Source organism: Hyphomicrobium sp. CS1BSMeth3, assembly GCF_900117415.1.
In the GTDB taxonomy this organism is placed as follows: domain Bacteria; phylum Pseudomonadota; class Alphaproteobacteria; order Rhizobiales; family Hyphomicrobiaceae.
Genome location: NZ_FPEI01000005.1, coordinates 1,167,252 through 1,182,798 on the forward strand (window position 1 = coordinate 1,167,252; position 15,547 = coordinate 1,182,798).

Consider the following 15,547-nt stretch of genomic DNA (forward strand, 5'->3'; position numbering starts at 1 on the left):
TCGTCATGGCATGAAATGCCGAGGCCCGATCAGATCTTCAGGACGCCCGGGAAGTGGTGCTCGAAGGCGCCACGGTAGTCGGTGGCGTTGTACATGTTGTAGTACACGACGCGGCGCACCCAGGCCTTCTGCGAGTCCATCACCTTCTTCATGAAGGGGTCTTTCTCGAGGCCGGCGATCAGGCCGTCCCACGCCTTGATCTGGGCGTCGAAGACGTCCTTCGGCGTGCGCAGCACGCTGACCTTGTCCTTCGACATCAGCTCCTGCAGGTCCTTCGAGTAGTAGTCCATCGCCTTCCACTCGTTGGCGGAGGAGACGGCCTCGGCGGCGTACTGCAGGATGGCTTTGTGCTCGGCCGGCAGGGCGTCGAACTTGCCCTTGTTGAACATGATCTCGAAGTATTCGGTCGCCTGATGGTGGCTGCCCATCATGTAGTTCTTGGCGACGTCCTGGGCGCCGAAACGGCGGTCCGACGTCGGGTTGTTGAACTCGAAGCCGTCGATGACGCCGCGCTCCATGGCCGGCACGATCTCGCCGCCCGGAAGCTGGGCAACCGAGGCGCCCATCGCCTGGAAGAGATCGGCGGCAAGGCCGACCGTGCGATACTTGAGGCCCTTGATCTGCGCGGCCGAGGTGATCGGCTTCTTGAACCAGCCGAGCGGCTGGGTCGGCATGGGCATCGCGAAGAAGCTGACGATGTTGACTTTCATGATCTGCGTCTGCAGCTCATGGAAGAGCTCGCGCCCGCCGCCATTGTGGATCCAGCCGAGGCCTTCGTTGGCGTTGAAGCCGAACACGGGGCCGGTGCCGAACAGCGAGGCGGCCTTGTGCTTGCCGTACCAGTAGACCGTGACGGTATGGGCGCCGTCGATCTGGCCGCCGTGAACGCCATCGAACACCTGGAAGGGATGAACAACTGCGCCGCCAACGAGATAGTCGATCTTCAGACGACCGCCCGCCATCTTGTTGACGCGGTCGACGTAGTCCATCGCCATCTCGTTGAAGACGTCCTTCGCGCCCCACGAACCCTGCATTTTCAGGGTCACGGTCTGGGCGCGCGAGACGTTCGGCATGGTAACCGTGCCCGCCGCAGCGGCCGCAGCAAGCGCGCCACCCTTAAGAAAGCGGCGTCGGTTTACGCGCGTGGAATCAGAATTGTTAGTCATGGGCTTCCTCCAAATTGGTCGGTCTTTGCCGACGCTCGTTATTGGTGCGAACCATGGCACGCATGGTATGCCATATGCAATACCTGCCGTTTCATGTTTGGGCCGGCTGTCCTCAGTCCTTTGGACGATGTGCTGATTGTGCGACGCAGCGGCCTTGGCAGGCGCGTACGCGATAGCCAATCCGTTGCCCTGCGAGCGGATCTCTTCCCCCGGGCTCTATCCAATATTTTGTGTCTCAGACACTTTCCCGCGGCTGGCATCCCAGGTCTGGGATCGCATCCTGCTGCGCCTCTACAAGCAGGAGCTCAAGTCACGGGTAGCGACGACCCGCCCGATGTGTTGCGACGATCCGGGCGTCGAGCTCTCGATAGGGCGGGACGGCGACATCCAGAGACCTGACGAAGTGCTGCCGGTGCGTCCGGCAAAGAAATATGAAAAGAATGTCTAATGCTCGGGCCTGTTGCTACGCATTCCGCCGTAGCGTGAAGATCGCGATCAAAATTCGCCTTGGTGCTTACTGCGCAAAACGCACTTTCACCGATCGGCCGAGAATGAGATCCGCGTCCTTCACGCCGAGAATGCCCTGCTCTTCTTTCGACTGTTTGTGATTTGATTTGGCTTATCGTCCCTCGATAGTTGCCGACGACCAGCGTGAGCGCGATCGGTGATCCGCCCCGCCAGAAGTACCGAAATCAACGAGGCGAACATGAGCACATCACGGCAAATGCGGCTCGGCGCGTTCATGCGTCCGGTCAGCATTCACACGGCCGCCTGGCGCTATCCCGGCGGCACGCCCGACGCCAACTTCAACTTCACGCACCTGAAGCGCTTCGCGCAGAAGCTCGAGCAGGGGAAGTTCGATGCCTTCTTCATGGCCGACCACCTTGCCGTGCTCAACATGCCGACCGAGGGGCTGAAGCGCAGCGCGACCGTCACATCCTTCGATCCGCCGACGCTGTTGCCTGCGCTTGCTGTCGTCACCGAACGGCTCGGCCTCATCGCGACGGCTTCGACGACATTCGATCAGCCCTATCACGTCGCCCGGCGCTTCGCGGCGCTCGACCATCTGAGTGGCGGCCGCGCCGGATGGAATGTCGTCACGACCTCGAACCCGGACGCGGCTTTGAACTTCGGCCTCGAAGAGCACGTCGAGCATGGCGATCGCTACAAGCGCGGCCGCGAGTTCGTCGATGTCGTCAAAGGGCTCTGGGATAGCTGGGCGGACGACGCTTTCATCCGCGATGTCGAAAGCGGCATCTACTTCGATCCCGAGAAGATGCACGTGCTCGATCACAAGGGGCCCCATTTCTCCGTGCGCGGGCCGCTCAATGTCGCGCGTCCCATCCAGGGCTGGCCGGTGATCGTTCAAGCAGGCGCCTCCGAGGCCGGGCGTCAGCTCGCGGCCGAGACCGCCGAAGTCATCTTCGCGGCGCCAGGCAATCTCGCGGGCGGCAAGAGCTTCTACGCGGACGTCAAGGGGCGCATGGACAGGCTTGGCCGGCCGCGGGATCACCTGAAGATCCTTCCCGGTGCGCTGGTGGTCGTCGGCGATACGGTCGAAGAGGCGCGCGCCAAGCGGGCGCTTCTCGATAGTCTCGTGCACTATGAGAGTGCGATTGCGTCGCTTTCCATTGCCATCGGGCACGACGCCTCGAAGTTCGATCCTGATGGGCCGCTTCCCGATATTCCCGAGACGAACGCCAGCAAGAGCGGACGCGAGCGCGCGATCGCGCTCGCGCGGCGCGAGCACCTCACTGTGCGTCAGCTCGCGCAGCGCTTCGGCGGTTACGCGGGCCTTTCTTTCGTCGGTACGCCGAAGACGATCGCCGACGAGATGGAGCAGTGGCTTGTCGAGGACGGCAGCGACGGCTTCAATATCATGTTCCCGTACCTTCCCGCGGGGCTCGACGACTTCGTCGATCGGGTGGTTCCGGAGCTGCAGCGGCGCGGCATTTTCCGCCGCGAGTACGAGGGGCGCACCCTGCGCGAAAATCTGGGTCTTCCGCGCCCCCCGAACAAGTATTTCCCGGCCTGAGCGCCGCCGCTTGTCCTCGGCCAATGGAGCAATATGCTTCATAAGCATCTGAGAAACACTTCGTTGGCTGAGGACAAAATCCCCTTATGTTGTCAGTGTCGGCCCTTGCGGGGCCGGCCGCGGTGATTTGGGGCAAAGAGACTTGCGCCGCGTCATCAAACGCTAAGGTTTCGCGGGCGGCGCCCGTGAACTCCTGACGAAAGGAGCTCTGTGATGACGATTCTGACAGGTGCGATGAACGCACAAGATTTCGCCGTTCGCAGCATGTGTTGCGACCGCTGCTGTTGTTGCTGAGACGCATGCCGACCCGCGCCTCGCGCGGGGCATGATCCGCAACATCCCATCGACAATTCGATCAGCAGAGGCGTCGCGCATTCGCGGCGAACGGAGAGCTATGTCCGAAGGCTACACAGTGGAAGACACGCAGGGTGAGACTATTGGCATTGTCGTGCGGAAGGAAGGCGGGCGTGGATTCCGCTTCTTCTCTTCGGCGCGCGCATTCGATGTGCTCGACGGGCACATTTTCGCCAGCGCTCAGGCGGCACAGCGCGCCGCACGCGATATCGAGCGCGTCGGCAAGCGCGGTTGGCGCGCCATCTCGAGTTCGGATCAACGCACAATGGAGGCGGTCACATGAGTGGGTTGCTCGATGCGCTCCGCAACTTTGCGGCGTGGTGGCAGGAAGGCCTGACGAAGATCGGTGCGCAACTGCTGCAGGCCTATGACTGGCCTGGGGCGCCGATCGAGCCGGACAGCGATTCCGAGGCCGATCGCGAGGCCTGGGAAGAGGAGCGTGCGCGCCTCGCACTCTCCCCCTGGTGGATGTGACGGGCGTGTGCCCGGCTGCTTTGTCGAGATCACTCCGGGCGCATGACTTCCTGCGCCCGGAGTGCCGTCCCATGGATTTACATCTTTCCGATCGCCGCCTTCTAGGCCTGCGCGCCGTATGGCGCTGAGCGCGTTCCCCTCCAAGCTGTGCCATCCGCGCGACCGCGCCATGCGGGCGACACGTCCGCTGTCGCTCAAGCTCGGCGGACGTGCTTAGCTGGGGCACTGTCGCTCGACGGCACCTGGGAGGATCAATCAATGAAAGTCGGTTTCATCGGCCTCGGCACGATGGGCGCGTACATGGCGGCCAATCTGTCGAAGTATCTCGAGAGCTCGAACCACGGGCTCGTCGTGCATGACGTGCGGCGCGAAGCAGCCGAGCCCTTCCTCGCCAAGGGGGCGGCTTGGGCCGCGAGCCCGCGGGCGGTTGCCGAGGCCTGCGACGTCGTCTTTCTGTCGCTGCCCGGGCCGAAGGAGGTCGAAGCCGTCGCGACGGGCGATGGTAACGGTTTGCTCGAGGGCCTCAAGGCGGGAGGCGCCGTGTTCGACCTATCGACGAACGCGCCGAGCATGGTGCGGAAGATCGCCGCGCAGTTCGCAGAGAAGGGCTGCCACTTCCTCGACGCGCCGGTGAGCGGCGGCCCGAGCGGCGCACGATCGGGCCGGCTCGCCATCTGGGTCGGCGGCGACAAGGCGAGCTTCGACGAGTACAAAGTGCTCCTGGACGCCTTTGCCGATCAGGCGCGCTACATCGGTGCGATCGGCGCGGGCTCGGTTGCGAAGCTCGTCCACAATTGCGCGGGCTATGCGATCCAGACCGCACTTGCCGAGGTCTTCACCATGGGCGTCAAGGGCGGAGTCGAGCCGCTGGCCCTATGGGAAGCCGTGCGCACCGGCGCTGTCGGGCGCAGTCGTGCGTTCGACCGCCTCGTCGACCAGTTCCTGCCGAGCAAGTACGAGCCCCCGGCCTTCGCGCTCAAGCTCGCATTGAAGGACATGACACTTGCGACCGATCTTGGACGCGAGCTCGGCGTGCCGATGCGCCTATCCAATCTCGCGTACGCCGACATGGTCGAGGCCATGGGCCGCGGCTGGGAAGCGCAGGATTCTCGCTCGGCAATGAAGCTGCAGATCGAGCGTGCGGGTGTCGAGATCGCCGTCGATCCCGAGCGCATCAAGGCCGCCCTCGAGCGCGACCCGTCGGCGGCGGGTGACCCAAAGCGATCCTGAAGGAGGCGCTAAGCTCGGTTCGCCGCGACCTTGACGCCGCGGCGCCGTGGCCCGAACAGGCAGCACAGAAATAGGATGATGCCCGACACCGTGGCGATCATGCCGGCGGCGCTGACGCTCGAGCGTGCGCCAACCCAGAGCGGTCCGTAGCCGGCCAGAACGTAGCCGAGCACGGCCGAGAGGACGGCAAAAACGACGCTCCAGGCGATCTGCGGTCCCATGCGATCGGTCATCAGCCGTGCGGCCGCGGGCGGGCAGATGAACATGGCGATGACGATGATCGAGCCGACGGCGTCGAACGCTGCGACGGCGGCCACGGCGACCATGACGATGAGCGCATAGCTCGTAATGGTCGGCCGCGCGCCGATGCTTTCGGCAAAGGCAGCGTCGAATGTGCCGATCACCAGCTCCTTCCAGAAGATGGTGATGAAGCCTGCGACCACGAGTAAGACGAGCGCGAGGCGGGGAAGCTGGGGGGGAAGCTCGGCAAGTGCCGCCGGGTCGACCAGCGAGCCCCAGCCGTCGCCGGCGAGCCAGATCAGGCTTTCGAGATTGCCATAAAGTGCATGTTCGACATCGAGGTGCACCTTGCTCGTGTCGGAACGCTCGAGCAGCAGCACGCCGGCAGCAAACAGGGTTGTGAATACGACGCCCATCGCCGCGCCGGGCTCGATCTTGCCGACCTTGCGAATGAGCTCGATAAGCAGTGCCGCAACGACGGCGGAAGCGGCAGCTCCGATCAGCATCGGGCCGGCCGCGACGGTTCCCGTGATGAGGAATGCGACGACGATGCCGGGCAGCGCCACGTGTGCCACGGCGTCGCCGATCAGGCTCTGGCGGCGCAGAACGAGGAAATTGCCGACGAGCGCGCATGTCACCGACGCGAGCGTTCCGATGAGCATCGGCGCCAGGGAGAGCTGGACGAACTCGCTGCTCATGATGGCGCCTTTTGCACGGTGAGGTGGCGATCGAGCTCGGCAACGATGTCGGCTGGAAGGGCCTCGGTGATGGGTGTCACGCCGTGATGGGCGGCGTTGGCGGCGTCATCCGGAAAGAGCTTCTGGTAAAGCGACCAGCGGGCCTCGTCCAGCATCACGCCGGCCGCCGCGCCGCGCCCGGCGAGCGTGGCGACGCCATCGGCGCGGATGAACCCCTTACGTTTCAGAACCCGGAGTGTGAAGGTATCGTAGATGGGCTCGCCGCGCGCGAGGGCCATGAGCCCTTGCCGTTCATGCACCTCTCTCTGGAATGAGAGCCGCTTCAACGCGCTCGCGAGCAGTCCGCGACGCGGCGAAAGGAGAAGCGAGACGAGGAACAGTGCGAATGCGACGAGCACGATCAGCGCGCCGGTCGGCAGGCCGCGGTCGAGCGACGAGATGACGGCGCCGAGATAAGCGGCGACTGCACCGAGCGCGGCGGCGATGATCACCATGGGCTCCGGTCGGTCGGTCCAGAAGCGTGCCGCGGCGGGCGGGATGATCGTCAGCGCGACGATCAGCACGAGACCTGCAACCTTGAGCCCGATCACCGTGATCACGAGCAGGAGGCCCATCATCGCAAGATCCGTCGCGCGTACGTTGATCCCGCGAACGGCGGCGTACTCCTGATCGAAGCAGACGAGCGTCAGCGGACGACGCAGGGCGAAGATCGCAGCGCCGGAAATCAGCGCCGCGATCGCGATCGTCTCGGCTTCGCTGCGCAGCATTCCGGCTGTCGAGCCGACGAGATAGCTGGATATGCCCGCCTGCCGGCCGGTTTCGAGCGATTGAATGACCGTGAGCAAGACGATCCCGAAGCCGAAGAACACGGCCAGCACGGAGCCGATGGCCGCGTCCTCCGTCAGGCGCGTTCGCCGACCGATCCATTCGACGAGAACGAGGCCGAGACCTGCACTCGCGCCGGCGCCGATCATGAGGCCGGCGATCCAACGCCCGTCGCCCGTGAGAAGTGCCATGATGATGAATGCGAGGGCGAGACCAGGAAGTGTCGCGTGGCTGATAGCGTCGCTCACCAGAGAGCGTTTGCGCAGCAGGACGAAAGTACCGATGGCGCCCGCGCTCGCGCCGAGCAACGCGGCGCCTATGGTTACCAGGGCTGTGTTGTAGCCGGCTTGAAGAAGGAGTGCGCTGAGAAAGGCGTCCATTGGATGCGGTCGCTAATGCCGGGACGCTATGGTCGATGCGGCCTCGTCGGCAAGTGCCTCCACCTGCGTACTCGCAAGCCGTCCGCCGTAGGTCGCCTGAAGGTTCTCGGCCGTGAACGTCGTCGCGACGGGACCGGCCGCAATCCTGCGGACATTGAGTAGCAACACATGATCGAAGTAGTCGCGGACAGTCGAAAGGTCATGGTGGACGCAGATGATTGTCCTGCCCTGGGCATTCAGCTCCTTGAGCACGGACACGATCGCGCGCTCGGTCGCGGCATCGACGCCGGCAAATGGCTCGTCCATCACATAGAGCTCTGCGTCCTGGGCGAGCGCTCGCGCAAGAAACACGCGCTGCTGCTGTCCGCCCGAGAGCTGCCCGATCTGTCGATGTGCGAAGCTCGCCATGCCGACCCGCTCGAGGCATTCGAGCGCCCGCTGGCGATGCCGCCGTCCGGCAAAGCGCAGGAAACCGATCTCGCGATAGAGGCCCATGATCACGACATCGAGTGCCGTTGCCGGAAACTCCCAGTCGACGCTCGCGCGCTGTGGGACATAGGCAATGCGATGGCGCACCTTGTCATAGGCCTGGCCGAATGCTGTCACCTCGCCGCTGATGCGCGGCACGATGCCGAGCGCTGCCTTGATGAGGGTCGACTTGCCGGCGCCGTTCGGTCCGACGATTGCGACCATGCTGCCCGGCGGCGTGACAAAGTCGACAGAGAAGAGAACGGGCTTCTCACCGTAGGAAACCGTAAGCCCCGAGATCGCGAGCGGGCTATCTGAAATTGCCGGGGCAAGTGTGCGGCCATTCTGCGCGATGAGTTGCGGCGTGGCTTCGGTCATGCGCTCTCTCACATTGCGGCCAGTCTGTTGTTGAGGCCCTTTGCCGGTGCTTCGCCACCAAGCGCGCGGGTGATCACCGTCGTGTTGTGATCGATCATTCCGATGTAAGTGCCCTCGTACGTGCCGGGTGCCCCCATGGCGTCGGAAAAGAGCTCGCCGCCGATGACGACCTTGTGGCCTTTGGCAGCAGCGCCCTCGACCAGGGCCTTGATGTTGCGGTCCGACACCGACGACTCGATGAAGATGGCGCGGATCTCCTTGTCCACGATGACCTGGACGAGATCCTCGATCTGTTTCAGCCCGGCCTCGCTCTCCGTCGAGATGCCCTGAATGCCCAGCACCTCGTAGCCGAATGCCCGGCCGAAGTAGCTGAAGGCATCGTGAGCCGTCACCAGCACGCGGGACTTTTCCGGCACGTTGGCGAGAACGCGCTTGGCGTAGACAGTCAGCGCATCGACTTCAGCTAGGTGCCGTTCAGTGTTCGCCTTGAATTGCGCCGCGCCGCCGGGATCGAGCTTGATCAGCTCGCTGTACGCCGCCGAAATCACGCCCTTCCACAGTTGAGGGTCCATCCACACGTGCGGATCGTATCGGCCGGGATACTGAGCACTGCTGTGGAGCTTTTCCTTCGGCAGCGCCTCCGCGAGCGCGATGACCTTCTTGCGCTTGGCGAGATCCTTGAAGAAGGTCTCGAGCTGCGCTTCGAGATACAGACCATGCCAGAAGACGACGTCGGCCTTGGTCATGGCCACGATGTCGGATCGCGTCTGGCGATAGGTGTGTGGATCGACGCCAGCGCCCATGAGCGCCGAAACCTCGACACGATCGCCGCCGACTTGCTTGAGGGCATCGGCGATCATGCTGGTCGTGGCAACCACCTTGAGCTTCTGCTGCGCATTCGCCGGGGACACTGCGCAGGCAGCAACGAGCGCTGCGGCAAGCAGCCCTCCTGCCACTATTGCCCGTCGCCACCCCCCAATTGCCCTCTTCATCGTGCCTCGCCGACCTGAACTTGCCCGCGTCTCTCATCTGCCCCCTAGAGGCAGACGCAAGTGCAAACCATTTGCAGGAAGATCTGATAAGGCAATTGCGAATGATTTGCAAGAGAGATCGGTGGCCGGGTCCGAGGGGGATTGGGAAGGAACGCGCGTGCTGGCTGGGTCAGCGAACGCCACGCCCGGGCAAGATTATGCCAACATCACAGGAAGTTGGAGCGGGAGGCGTACATGCCGCCGCCGCTCTCGGCATGTGCAACTTGCATAGCCGTATGCTCGATGGTCGGGCATTGGCCGGTCATCGAGCCCGTGGATGGCGCCTCGCCAACTCCCCCGGGACACACTATGCCCCGGGGACTGCGGGCGGGCGACGTGCCCTTACTCTGCGGGGGCCGGCCGCGGCGCGTGGGCTTCGGCGATGGCCGGCGGCGCGCCGGTCTGCTTCAGCGGCCGGTTACCGGCGAGCGCACGGAGCATCACGTAGAAGAGCGGCGTCAGGAAAATGCCGAAGATCGTCACGCCGATCATGCCCGAGAAGACCGCGATGCCCATGGCCTTTCGCATTTCGGCGCCGGCGCCGACCGAGAGGACCAGTGGCACCACGCCCATGATGAAGGCGAACGAGGTCATCAGGATCGGCCGGAGACGCAAGCGACTTGCCTCGATCGCGGCCTGCAAAGGCGTGCGTCCCGCGAACTCGAGCTCGCGTGCGAACTCGACCATGAGGATCGCATTCTTCGCCGAAAGGCCGACCAGCACGACGAGGCCGATCTGCGTGAAGACATTATTGTCACCACCGCTGATCCACACACCCGCCAGTGCCGCCAGCAGGCCCATCGGCACGATCATGATGATCGACAGCGGCAGTGTCAGGCTCTCGTACAGCGCAGCAAGCACCAGGAACACGAGCAGCACTGACAGCGGGAAAATCAGGATCGCGGAGTTGCCGGCCAGGATCTCCTGGTAGGTGAGCTCGGTCCATTCGAAGGAAATGCCCTTCGGCAGTGTCTCGGCGGCAATGCGCTCGGCGGCAGCCTGGGCTTGGCCCGATGAAAAGCCGAGGGCCGGGCCGCCGGTGATGTCCGCCGAGAGAAAGCCGTTGTAGCGCATGGCCCGCTCCGGCCCCGATGCCTGCTGCACCTTGAGCAGCGCCGAGAGCGGGATCATGTCGCCCGACTTCGAGCGCACCTTGAGCTGGCCGATGTCGTCGGCGCGCGCGCGGAACGGGGCGTCCGCCTGAACGCGCACCGAGTACGTGCGGCCAAAACGGTTGAAGTCATTGGCGTAGAGCGAGCCGAGGTAGATCTGCATGGTTTCGAAGACATCCGTCACGGCCACGCCGAGCTGGCGCGCGCGTGTTCGGTCGATCTCCGCATAGAGCTGCGGCACGTTGATCTGGTAGCTCGTGAAGAGGCCGGTGATCTCCGGTGCCTGCATTGCGCGCGCAAGGAAGGCTTTCGTCGCCGCATCCAGCGCTTCATAGCCGAGGCCGGCGCGATCCTCGATCTGCAACTTGAAGCCGCCGACCGTACCGAGGCCGGAGACCGGCGGCGGCGGGAACATGGCGATGAACGCATCCTTGATGCCGGCATACTGCTGATTGAGCGCCATGGCGATGGCGGGACCGGAAAGCCCCGGCGATCGGCGTTCGCTGAAAGGCTTCAGCGTCGCGAAGACGATGCCGGCGCTCGCGCTGTTCGTGAAGCCGGCAATCGAGAGGCCAGGGAAGGCGACCGCATTCTCGACGCCCGGATGCTTCATGGCGATCTCGCTCATGCGACGGATCACGTCCTCGGTGCGATCGAGCGTGGCGCCGTCGGGAAGCTGCGCGAAGCCGATGAGGTACTGCTTGTCCTGCGCGGGAACGAACCCTGAGGGCACCGCCTTCAGCACGCCGAACGCAGCCGCGATCAGCACGAGATAAATGCCGAAGCCGGCAGCCTTGCGCGACAGCACACCCTTAACGCCGCCCGTGTACGCGTTCGTGCCGCGATGGAACACGGCGTTGAAGCCGCGGAACAGCCAGCCGAGCGTCAGATCGAGGAAGCGCGTCAGGCCATCCTTGGGCGCGTCATGGCCCTTGAGGAGGAGCGCTGAAAGCGCGGGCGACAGGGTCAGCGAGTTGATCGTCGAGATGACCGTGGAGATGGCGATGGTCAGGGCGAACTGGCGATAGAACTGGCCGGTCAGCCCGGTGATGAACGCGAGCGGCACGAACACGGCGACCAGCACGAGCCCGATTGCAACGATCGGTCCCGAAACCTCCTGCATGGCCTTGTACGTCGCCTCGCGCGGCGGCAAGCCCTCCTCGATATTGCGCTCGACGTTTTCGACGACGACGATCGCGTCATCGACGACGATGCCGATCGCCAGCACGAGGCCGAAAAGCGTCAGCGCATTGATCGAGAAGCCGAGCGCGTACATGACCGCGAATGTGCCGACGATCGAGACGGGCACGGCGGCGAGAGGAATGATCGAAGCCCGCCAGGTCTGAAGGAACAGTACGACGACGAAGACGACGAGCGCCACCGCCTCGAGCAGCGTCATGACCACGGCCTGGATCGAAGCGCGCACGAACTGTGTCGGGTCGTACACGATGCCGAAGTCCACGCCCTCCGGCATGTTCTGCTTGAGCTCGGCCATTGTCGCGCGCACGGTCTCGGAGATCTGCAGGGCATTGGAGCCGGGCGCCTGGAAGACGCCGAGGCCAACCGCGGGCTTGTTGTCGAGCAGTGCGCGCAGCGAATATTCGGAGGCGCCGAGCTCGATGCGTGCGATGTCGCGAAGGCGGACGATCTGGCCGTTGGCGCCGGCCTTCACGACGATCTCGCCGAAGTCCGCTTCACTCTGCAGGCGCCCCTGCGCATTGACGGGGAGCTGCAGATCGATATCGGCAGGGGCCGGCGAAGCGCCGATGACGCCGACGGCGGCCTGAATGTTCTGCGCGCGGATCTCGTTGACGACGTCGGCGGGAGAAAGGCCCACCTCCGCCGTCTTGGCCGGATCGAGCCAGATGCGCATGGCGTAGTCGCCGCCGCCGAAGATCTGGACCTGCCCGACGCCCTCGATGCGCGCCAGCCGGTCCTTGACGTTCAGCACGGCGTAGTTGCGCAGGTACGTCATGTCATAGCGGCCGTTCGGCGAGAGCAGATGCACGACCATGGTGAGGTCCGGCGCGCTCTTGACGGTCGTCACGCCGAGCCGGCGCACTTCCTCGGGCAGCCGCGGCTCGGCCTGCGCAACGCGGTTCTGGACGAGCTGCTGGGCCTTGTCGACGTCCGTGCCGAGCCGGAAAGTGACCGTGAGCGTCATCACGCCGTCGGCGGTCGCTTGGCTGCCCATGTAGAGCATTCCCTCGACGCCGTTGATCTGCTCCTCGAGCGGCGTCGCGACGGTCTCGGCGATGACTTTCGGATTCGCGCCCGGATAGACCGCGCGCACCACGATCGAGGGTGGTGCCACCTCGGGATATTCCGAGATGGGCATCACACGCAGCGCCAGAAGGCCGGCGAGGAAGATCAGCACCGACAGAACGCCGGCGAAGATCGGACGATCGATAAAAAATCTGGAGATGTTCATGACAGGCTCGCGGGGAGGCTTGGACCGCTCCCCGCAGGGCCGGTCAGTTGTGCTTGCACAATTCCGAGTTCACGATCGGCTGCCGGTAGCGTCAGTTCTGCGCGTCGGCGGACGTCACGCGGCCTGGAGGCGCTGGCTCGGGCTTGACGACGGCACCGGGCCGAACGCGCTGCAGTCCGCTCACGACGATCCGCTCGCCGGCATCGAGACCACTCGTGACGATGCGTTCGCCGTCGGCCATCGCACCGAGCGTAACCTCGCGGTAGGCGGTCTTGTTGTCATGGCCGACCACGATGACGAAACGCTTGCTCTGGTCCGTGCCGATGGCCCGTTCGCTGACGGCTACAACCGGAGCGTTTTGTGGCTGCGCCATGCGCACGCGCACGAACTGGCCTGGGATCAGGCGCCCGTCCGCATTCGTGAACACCGCGCGCAGGCGTACTGTGCCGCTCGTCGCATTGACCTGGTTGTCGATGAGCTGAAGCTTGCCGGCGGCCCAGGCGCCGTTCGCGGCCGGGTTCGAAATCTCGACAGCGACCTCGCCGACGTCCCCGGCGGCATTGGCCGCGGGGCTCTGTGCCGCAAGGACACGCGACACCGTCGTCTCATCGGCATTGAAGCTCGCGTAGATCGGATCGACGGAGACGAGCGTGGTCAAGACCGGCGCTCCCGGTCCCGCTGCGACCAGATTGCCGACGGTGATCTCCAGTCGTCCGACGCGTCCCGCCACGGGTGCGCGCACTTCGGTGTACTCGAGATTGAGGCGCGCAGCCTGAAGTGCGGCTTTGGCGGCCCGCAGCGTCGCGTCCGCTTCGTTGAACGCGTTCGTGCGCTGGTCGACATCGCGCTCCGAGAGGGCAGAGCTGCCGAGCAGGCGCCGGCCGCGGTCGACCTCGGTCCGCGTGAAGACAACGCGTGCTTCGGCGGCCGCAACCTGCGCCTCGAGGCGCTCGACCTCGGCCGCATAGGGGGCCGGATCGATCGTCAGGAGGAGTGCGCCCTTCTCGACGAGCGCGCCTTCGCGGAAGTGCACCTGTTGCACGCTGCCGGCGACGCGCGAGCGCACGTCAACACGCTCGACGGCCTCCAGACGACCCGAGAACTCGTCCCATACGGTTGCCTGACGCGGCGCGATGGTCAGGACGGAGACGGTGGGCGCGGGAGGCAGCATCGGTGCTGGGCCTTCTGAGTGCCCTGGTGCCGCCGAGTAAAGGACGGCGCCAGTTGCGGCGCTCGCAGCCAGTATGGCGGCCGAACCCCAGAACCAGCGGCGCCCACTCCTCGGCTGCCGATCGGCTCCCGACTGCATGTCATTGGGAGTACTGCTCATGATCATCTCCTAACGCTTGCCTGTTTCAGGCTTTTGTCTTTCGAGCGTCCGTTGCTCAGGCGGTTCGCTCTTCGTCTCGATCTTTGTGCTCGACTTGGGCCCGGCGTGCCGGATTGCCCAGTCAGTTCGTGCAACGTGCTGCTAAGTCTTGTTCTCTGTATCCCGCGCTCGGCTTTTCATCGCGCGGTGTGCTCATGCTCATCTCCACCTCTTCGAGTGGATTTGCCGTGCTCGTCATCGCTCGTCATCTAGGACGTTGGATCGCCGCTTCGGCCGACACGGGCGGGGCAACTTTATTTATGGGCCCGAGCAAAGGCGGCGTCCTGCCGCTGTGCTCAGTCTGCCCGCGTTTTGTGTCCTGTTTGAATCAACCGCCCGCGTGTATTGCTCATCCTTCTGTTGCCCTCGTCTGCACTGGCCGCTTCTCGACCACACCGATCATTCGCTCAATTACCCGCCACGTTATGGCCGGGTAGCCCGCCCGATTGGCGGGCTCCTGTCTGTCTTCACTGACGCGTGGGGAGGCTTGACCCGATAGACCCCGTCGCTAGGTATTTATATACCGATCGGTAAGTAATGGGTGACAAGGGATCTGTCAATGACTATCTATACCGATAAGTACTGAAATGCGATGATGCTCGCAGAGATGTGAAGGAGATCGTGTCGTGGCGAAGGGCCGTCCAAGAGAGTTCGATGCCGACGAGGCGTTGGACAAGGCCATGATCGTATTCTGGCAGCGCGGCTTTGAAGGCACTTCACTGACAGACCTCACGGAGGCCATGGGCATAAGCCGGCCAAGCCTTTATGCCGCGTATGGCAATAAGGAGGAGCTGTTCCACCGGGCGCTCCAGCGCTACTTGGAAACAGGCCCCGCTGCGATGTATCGCGCGGCGCTTCAGGCGCCGACGGCGCGAGGCGTCGTCGAGGAGTTGCTGCGTGGCGCGGCCCAGTGCCTTACGGATCCGTGCCATCCGGCCGGCTGCCTCTCGGTCCAGGGCGCGCTTTCGTGCAGCGAGGCCGCGCAATCCATAAAGAACGAGCTTTCGGCGCTGCGCTGCACAGGCGAGGATGAACTGCGGGCGCGCTTCGAACGCGCCAAGGCCGAAGGCGATCTTCCGGCCGCAAGCAACCCCGCCGCGCTCGCGCGCTATATCGCAACGATGCTGCAGGGCATGTCCGTGCAGGCAGCCGGCGGCGCCACACGAGAGCAGTTGCTGGACGTCGCCGAGATGGCGCTTGCCGCCTGGCCGGCGTAGCGGCACTCAATTCCCATCGCGTTGTTTAGGCGTTTTGGCTAAGCTCTAGTGTCCCGATACCGAAGTTCGCTTAACCTCGATGCCAGTGTCCCGAGCGAACTTCGGAATCAAAAGGGACACTAGAACCATAATCTTGCTA

Annotated in this window: 13 protein-coding genes; 6 read left to right on the forward strand and 7 right to left on the reverse strand. The window is 64.3% G+C overall.

The window, feature by feature from the left end:
* Window positions 1-29: 29 nt before the first annotated feature.
* Window positions 30-1,166, reverse strand: coding sequence for a TRAP transporter substrate-binding protein (locus CS1BSM3_RS14515; protein WP_072387786.1), 1,137 nt, complete (start codon window positions 1,164-1,166; stop codon window positions 30-32).
* Between the two features lie 136 nt (window positions 1,167-1,302).
* Between CS1BSM3_RS14515 and CS1BSM3_RS14520 the strand changes: the two genes are divergently transcribed.
* From CS1BSM3_RS14520 to CS1BSM3_RS14540, 5 genes are all read left to right on the forward strand, one after another.
* Window positions 1,303-1,614, forward strand: coding sequence for a hypothetical protein (locus tag CS1BSM3_RS14520; protein ID WP_072387792.1), 312 nt, complete (start codon window positions 1,303-1,305; stop codon window positions 1,612-1,614).
* A gap of 258 nt (window positions 1,615-1,872) precedes the next feature.
* Window positions 1,873-3,201 carry an LLM class flavin-dependent oxidoreductase gene (locus tag CS1BSM3_RS14525; protein WP_072387797.1) on the forward strand — a complete coding sequence of 443 codons (1,329 nt, stop codon included), beginning with the start codon at window positions 1,873-1,875 and terminating at the stop codon, window positions 3,199-3,201.
* Window positions 3,202-3,595: 394 nt separating this feature from the next.
* Window positions 3,596-3,838, forward strand: coding sequence for a hypothetical protein (locus tag CS1BSM3_RS14530; protein ID WP_072387799.1), 243 nt, complete (start codon window positions 3,596-3,598; stop codon window positions 3,836-3,838).
* A complete protein-coding gene (locus CS1BSM3_RS14535; RefSeq protein ID WP_072387801.1) occupies window positions 3,835-4,029 on the forward strand; it encodes a hypothetical protein in 195 nt (64 codons plus the stop codon). The genes CS1BSM3_RS14530 and CS1BSM3_RS14535 overlap by 4 nt, the downstream gene beginning before the upstream one ends.
* A 258-nt stretch (window positions 4,030-4,287) precedes the next feature.
* Entirely contained in the window at window positions 4,288-5,259 is a 972-nt protein-coding gene (locus tag CS1BSM3_RS14540) for an NAD(P)-dependent oxidoreductase (RefSeq protein WP_072387803.1), read from the forward strand.
* A gap of 8 nt (window positions 5,260-5,267) precedes the next feature.
* Here the strand turns inward: CS1BSM3_RS14540 and CS1BSM3_RS14545 are convergent, their stop codons facing one another.
* From CS1BSM3_RS14545 to CS1BSM3_RS14570, 6 genes are all read right to left on the reverse strand, one after another.
* Window positions 5,268-6,197: a metal ABC transporter permease gene (locus CS1BSM3_RS14545; protein ID WP_072387805.1), complete on the reverse strand. Its 930-nt coding sequence runs from the start codon at window positions 6,195-6,197 to the stop codon at window positions 5,268-5,270.
* Window positions 6,194-7,402, reverse strand: a complete 1,209-nt coding sequence (locus CS1BSM3_RS14550; protein ID WP_072387807.1) for a metal ABC transporter permease — start codon at window positions 7,400-7,402, stop codon at window positions 6,194-6,196. The genes CS1BSM3_RS14545 and CS1BSM3_RS14550 overlap by 4 nt, the downstream gene beginning before the upstream one ends.
* A gap of 12 nt (window positions 7,403-7,414) precedes the next feature.
* On the reverse strand, window positions 7,415-8,248 hold the full coding sequence (locus CS1BSM3_RS14555; protein WP_072387809.1) for a metal ABC transporter ATP-binding protein: 834 nt from the start codon (window positions 8,246-8,248) through the stop codon (window positions 7,415-7,417).
* Between the two features lie 8 nt (window positions 8,249-8,256).
* Window positions 8,257-9,204 carry a metal ABC transporter solute-binding protein, Zn/Mn family gene (locus CS1BSM3_RS14560; RefSeq protein WP_244540506.1) on the reverse strand — a complete coding sequence of 316 codons (948 nt, stop codon included), beginning with the start codon at window positions 9,202-9,204 and terminating at the stop codon, window positions 8,257-8,259.
* A 417-nt stretch (window positions 9,205-9,621) separates the two neighbouring features.
* Complete coding sequence (locus CS1BSM3_RS14565; RefSeq protein ID WP_072387812.1) at window positions 9,622-12,822, reverse strand: efflux RND transporter permease subunit; 3,201 nt, start codon at window positions 12,820-12,822, stop codon at window positions 9,622-9,624.
* Window positions 12,823-12,913: 91 nt separating this feature from the next.
* Entirely contained in the window at window positions 12,914-14,152 is a 1,239-nt protein-coding gene (locus CS1BSM3_RS14570) for an efflux RND transporter periplasmic adaptor subunit (protein ID WP_244540507.1), read from the reverse strand.
* Between the two features lie 665 nt (window positions 14,153-14,817).
* Here CS1BSM3_RS14570 and CS1BSM3_RS14575 point away from each other — a divergent pair.
* The gene (locus tag CS1BSM3_RS14575; RefSeq protein WP_072387816.1) at window positions 14,818-15,408 is read left to right on the forward strand and encodes a TetR/AcrR family transcriptional regulator; all 591 of its coding nucleotides are present in this window, start codon (window positions 14,818-14,820) and stop codon (window positions 15,406-15,408) included.
* Window positions 15,409-15,547: the final 139 nt, after the last annotated feature.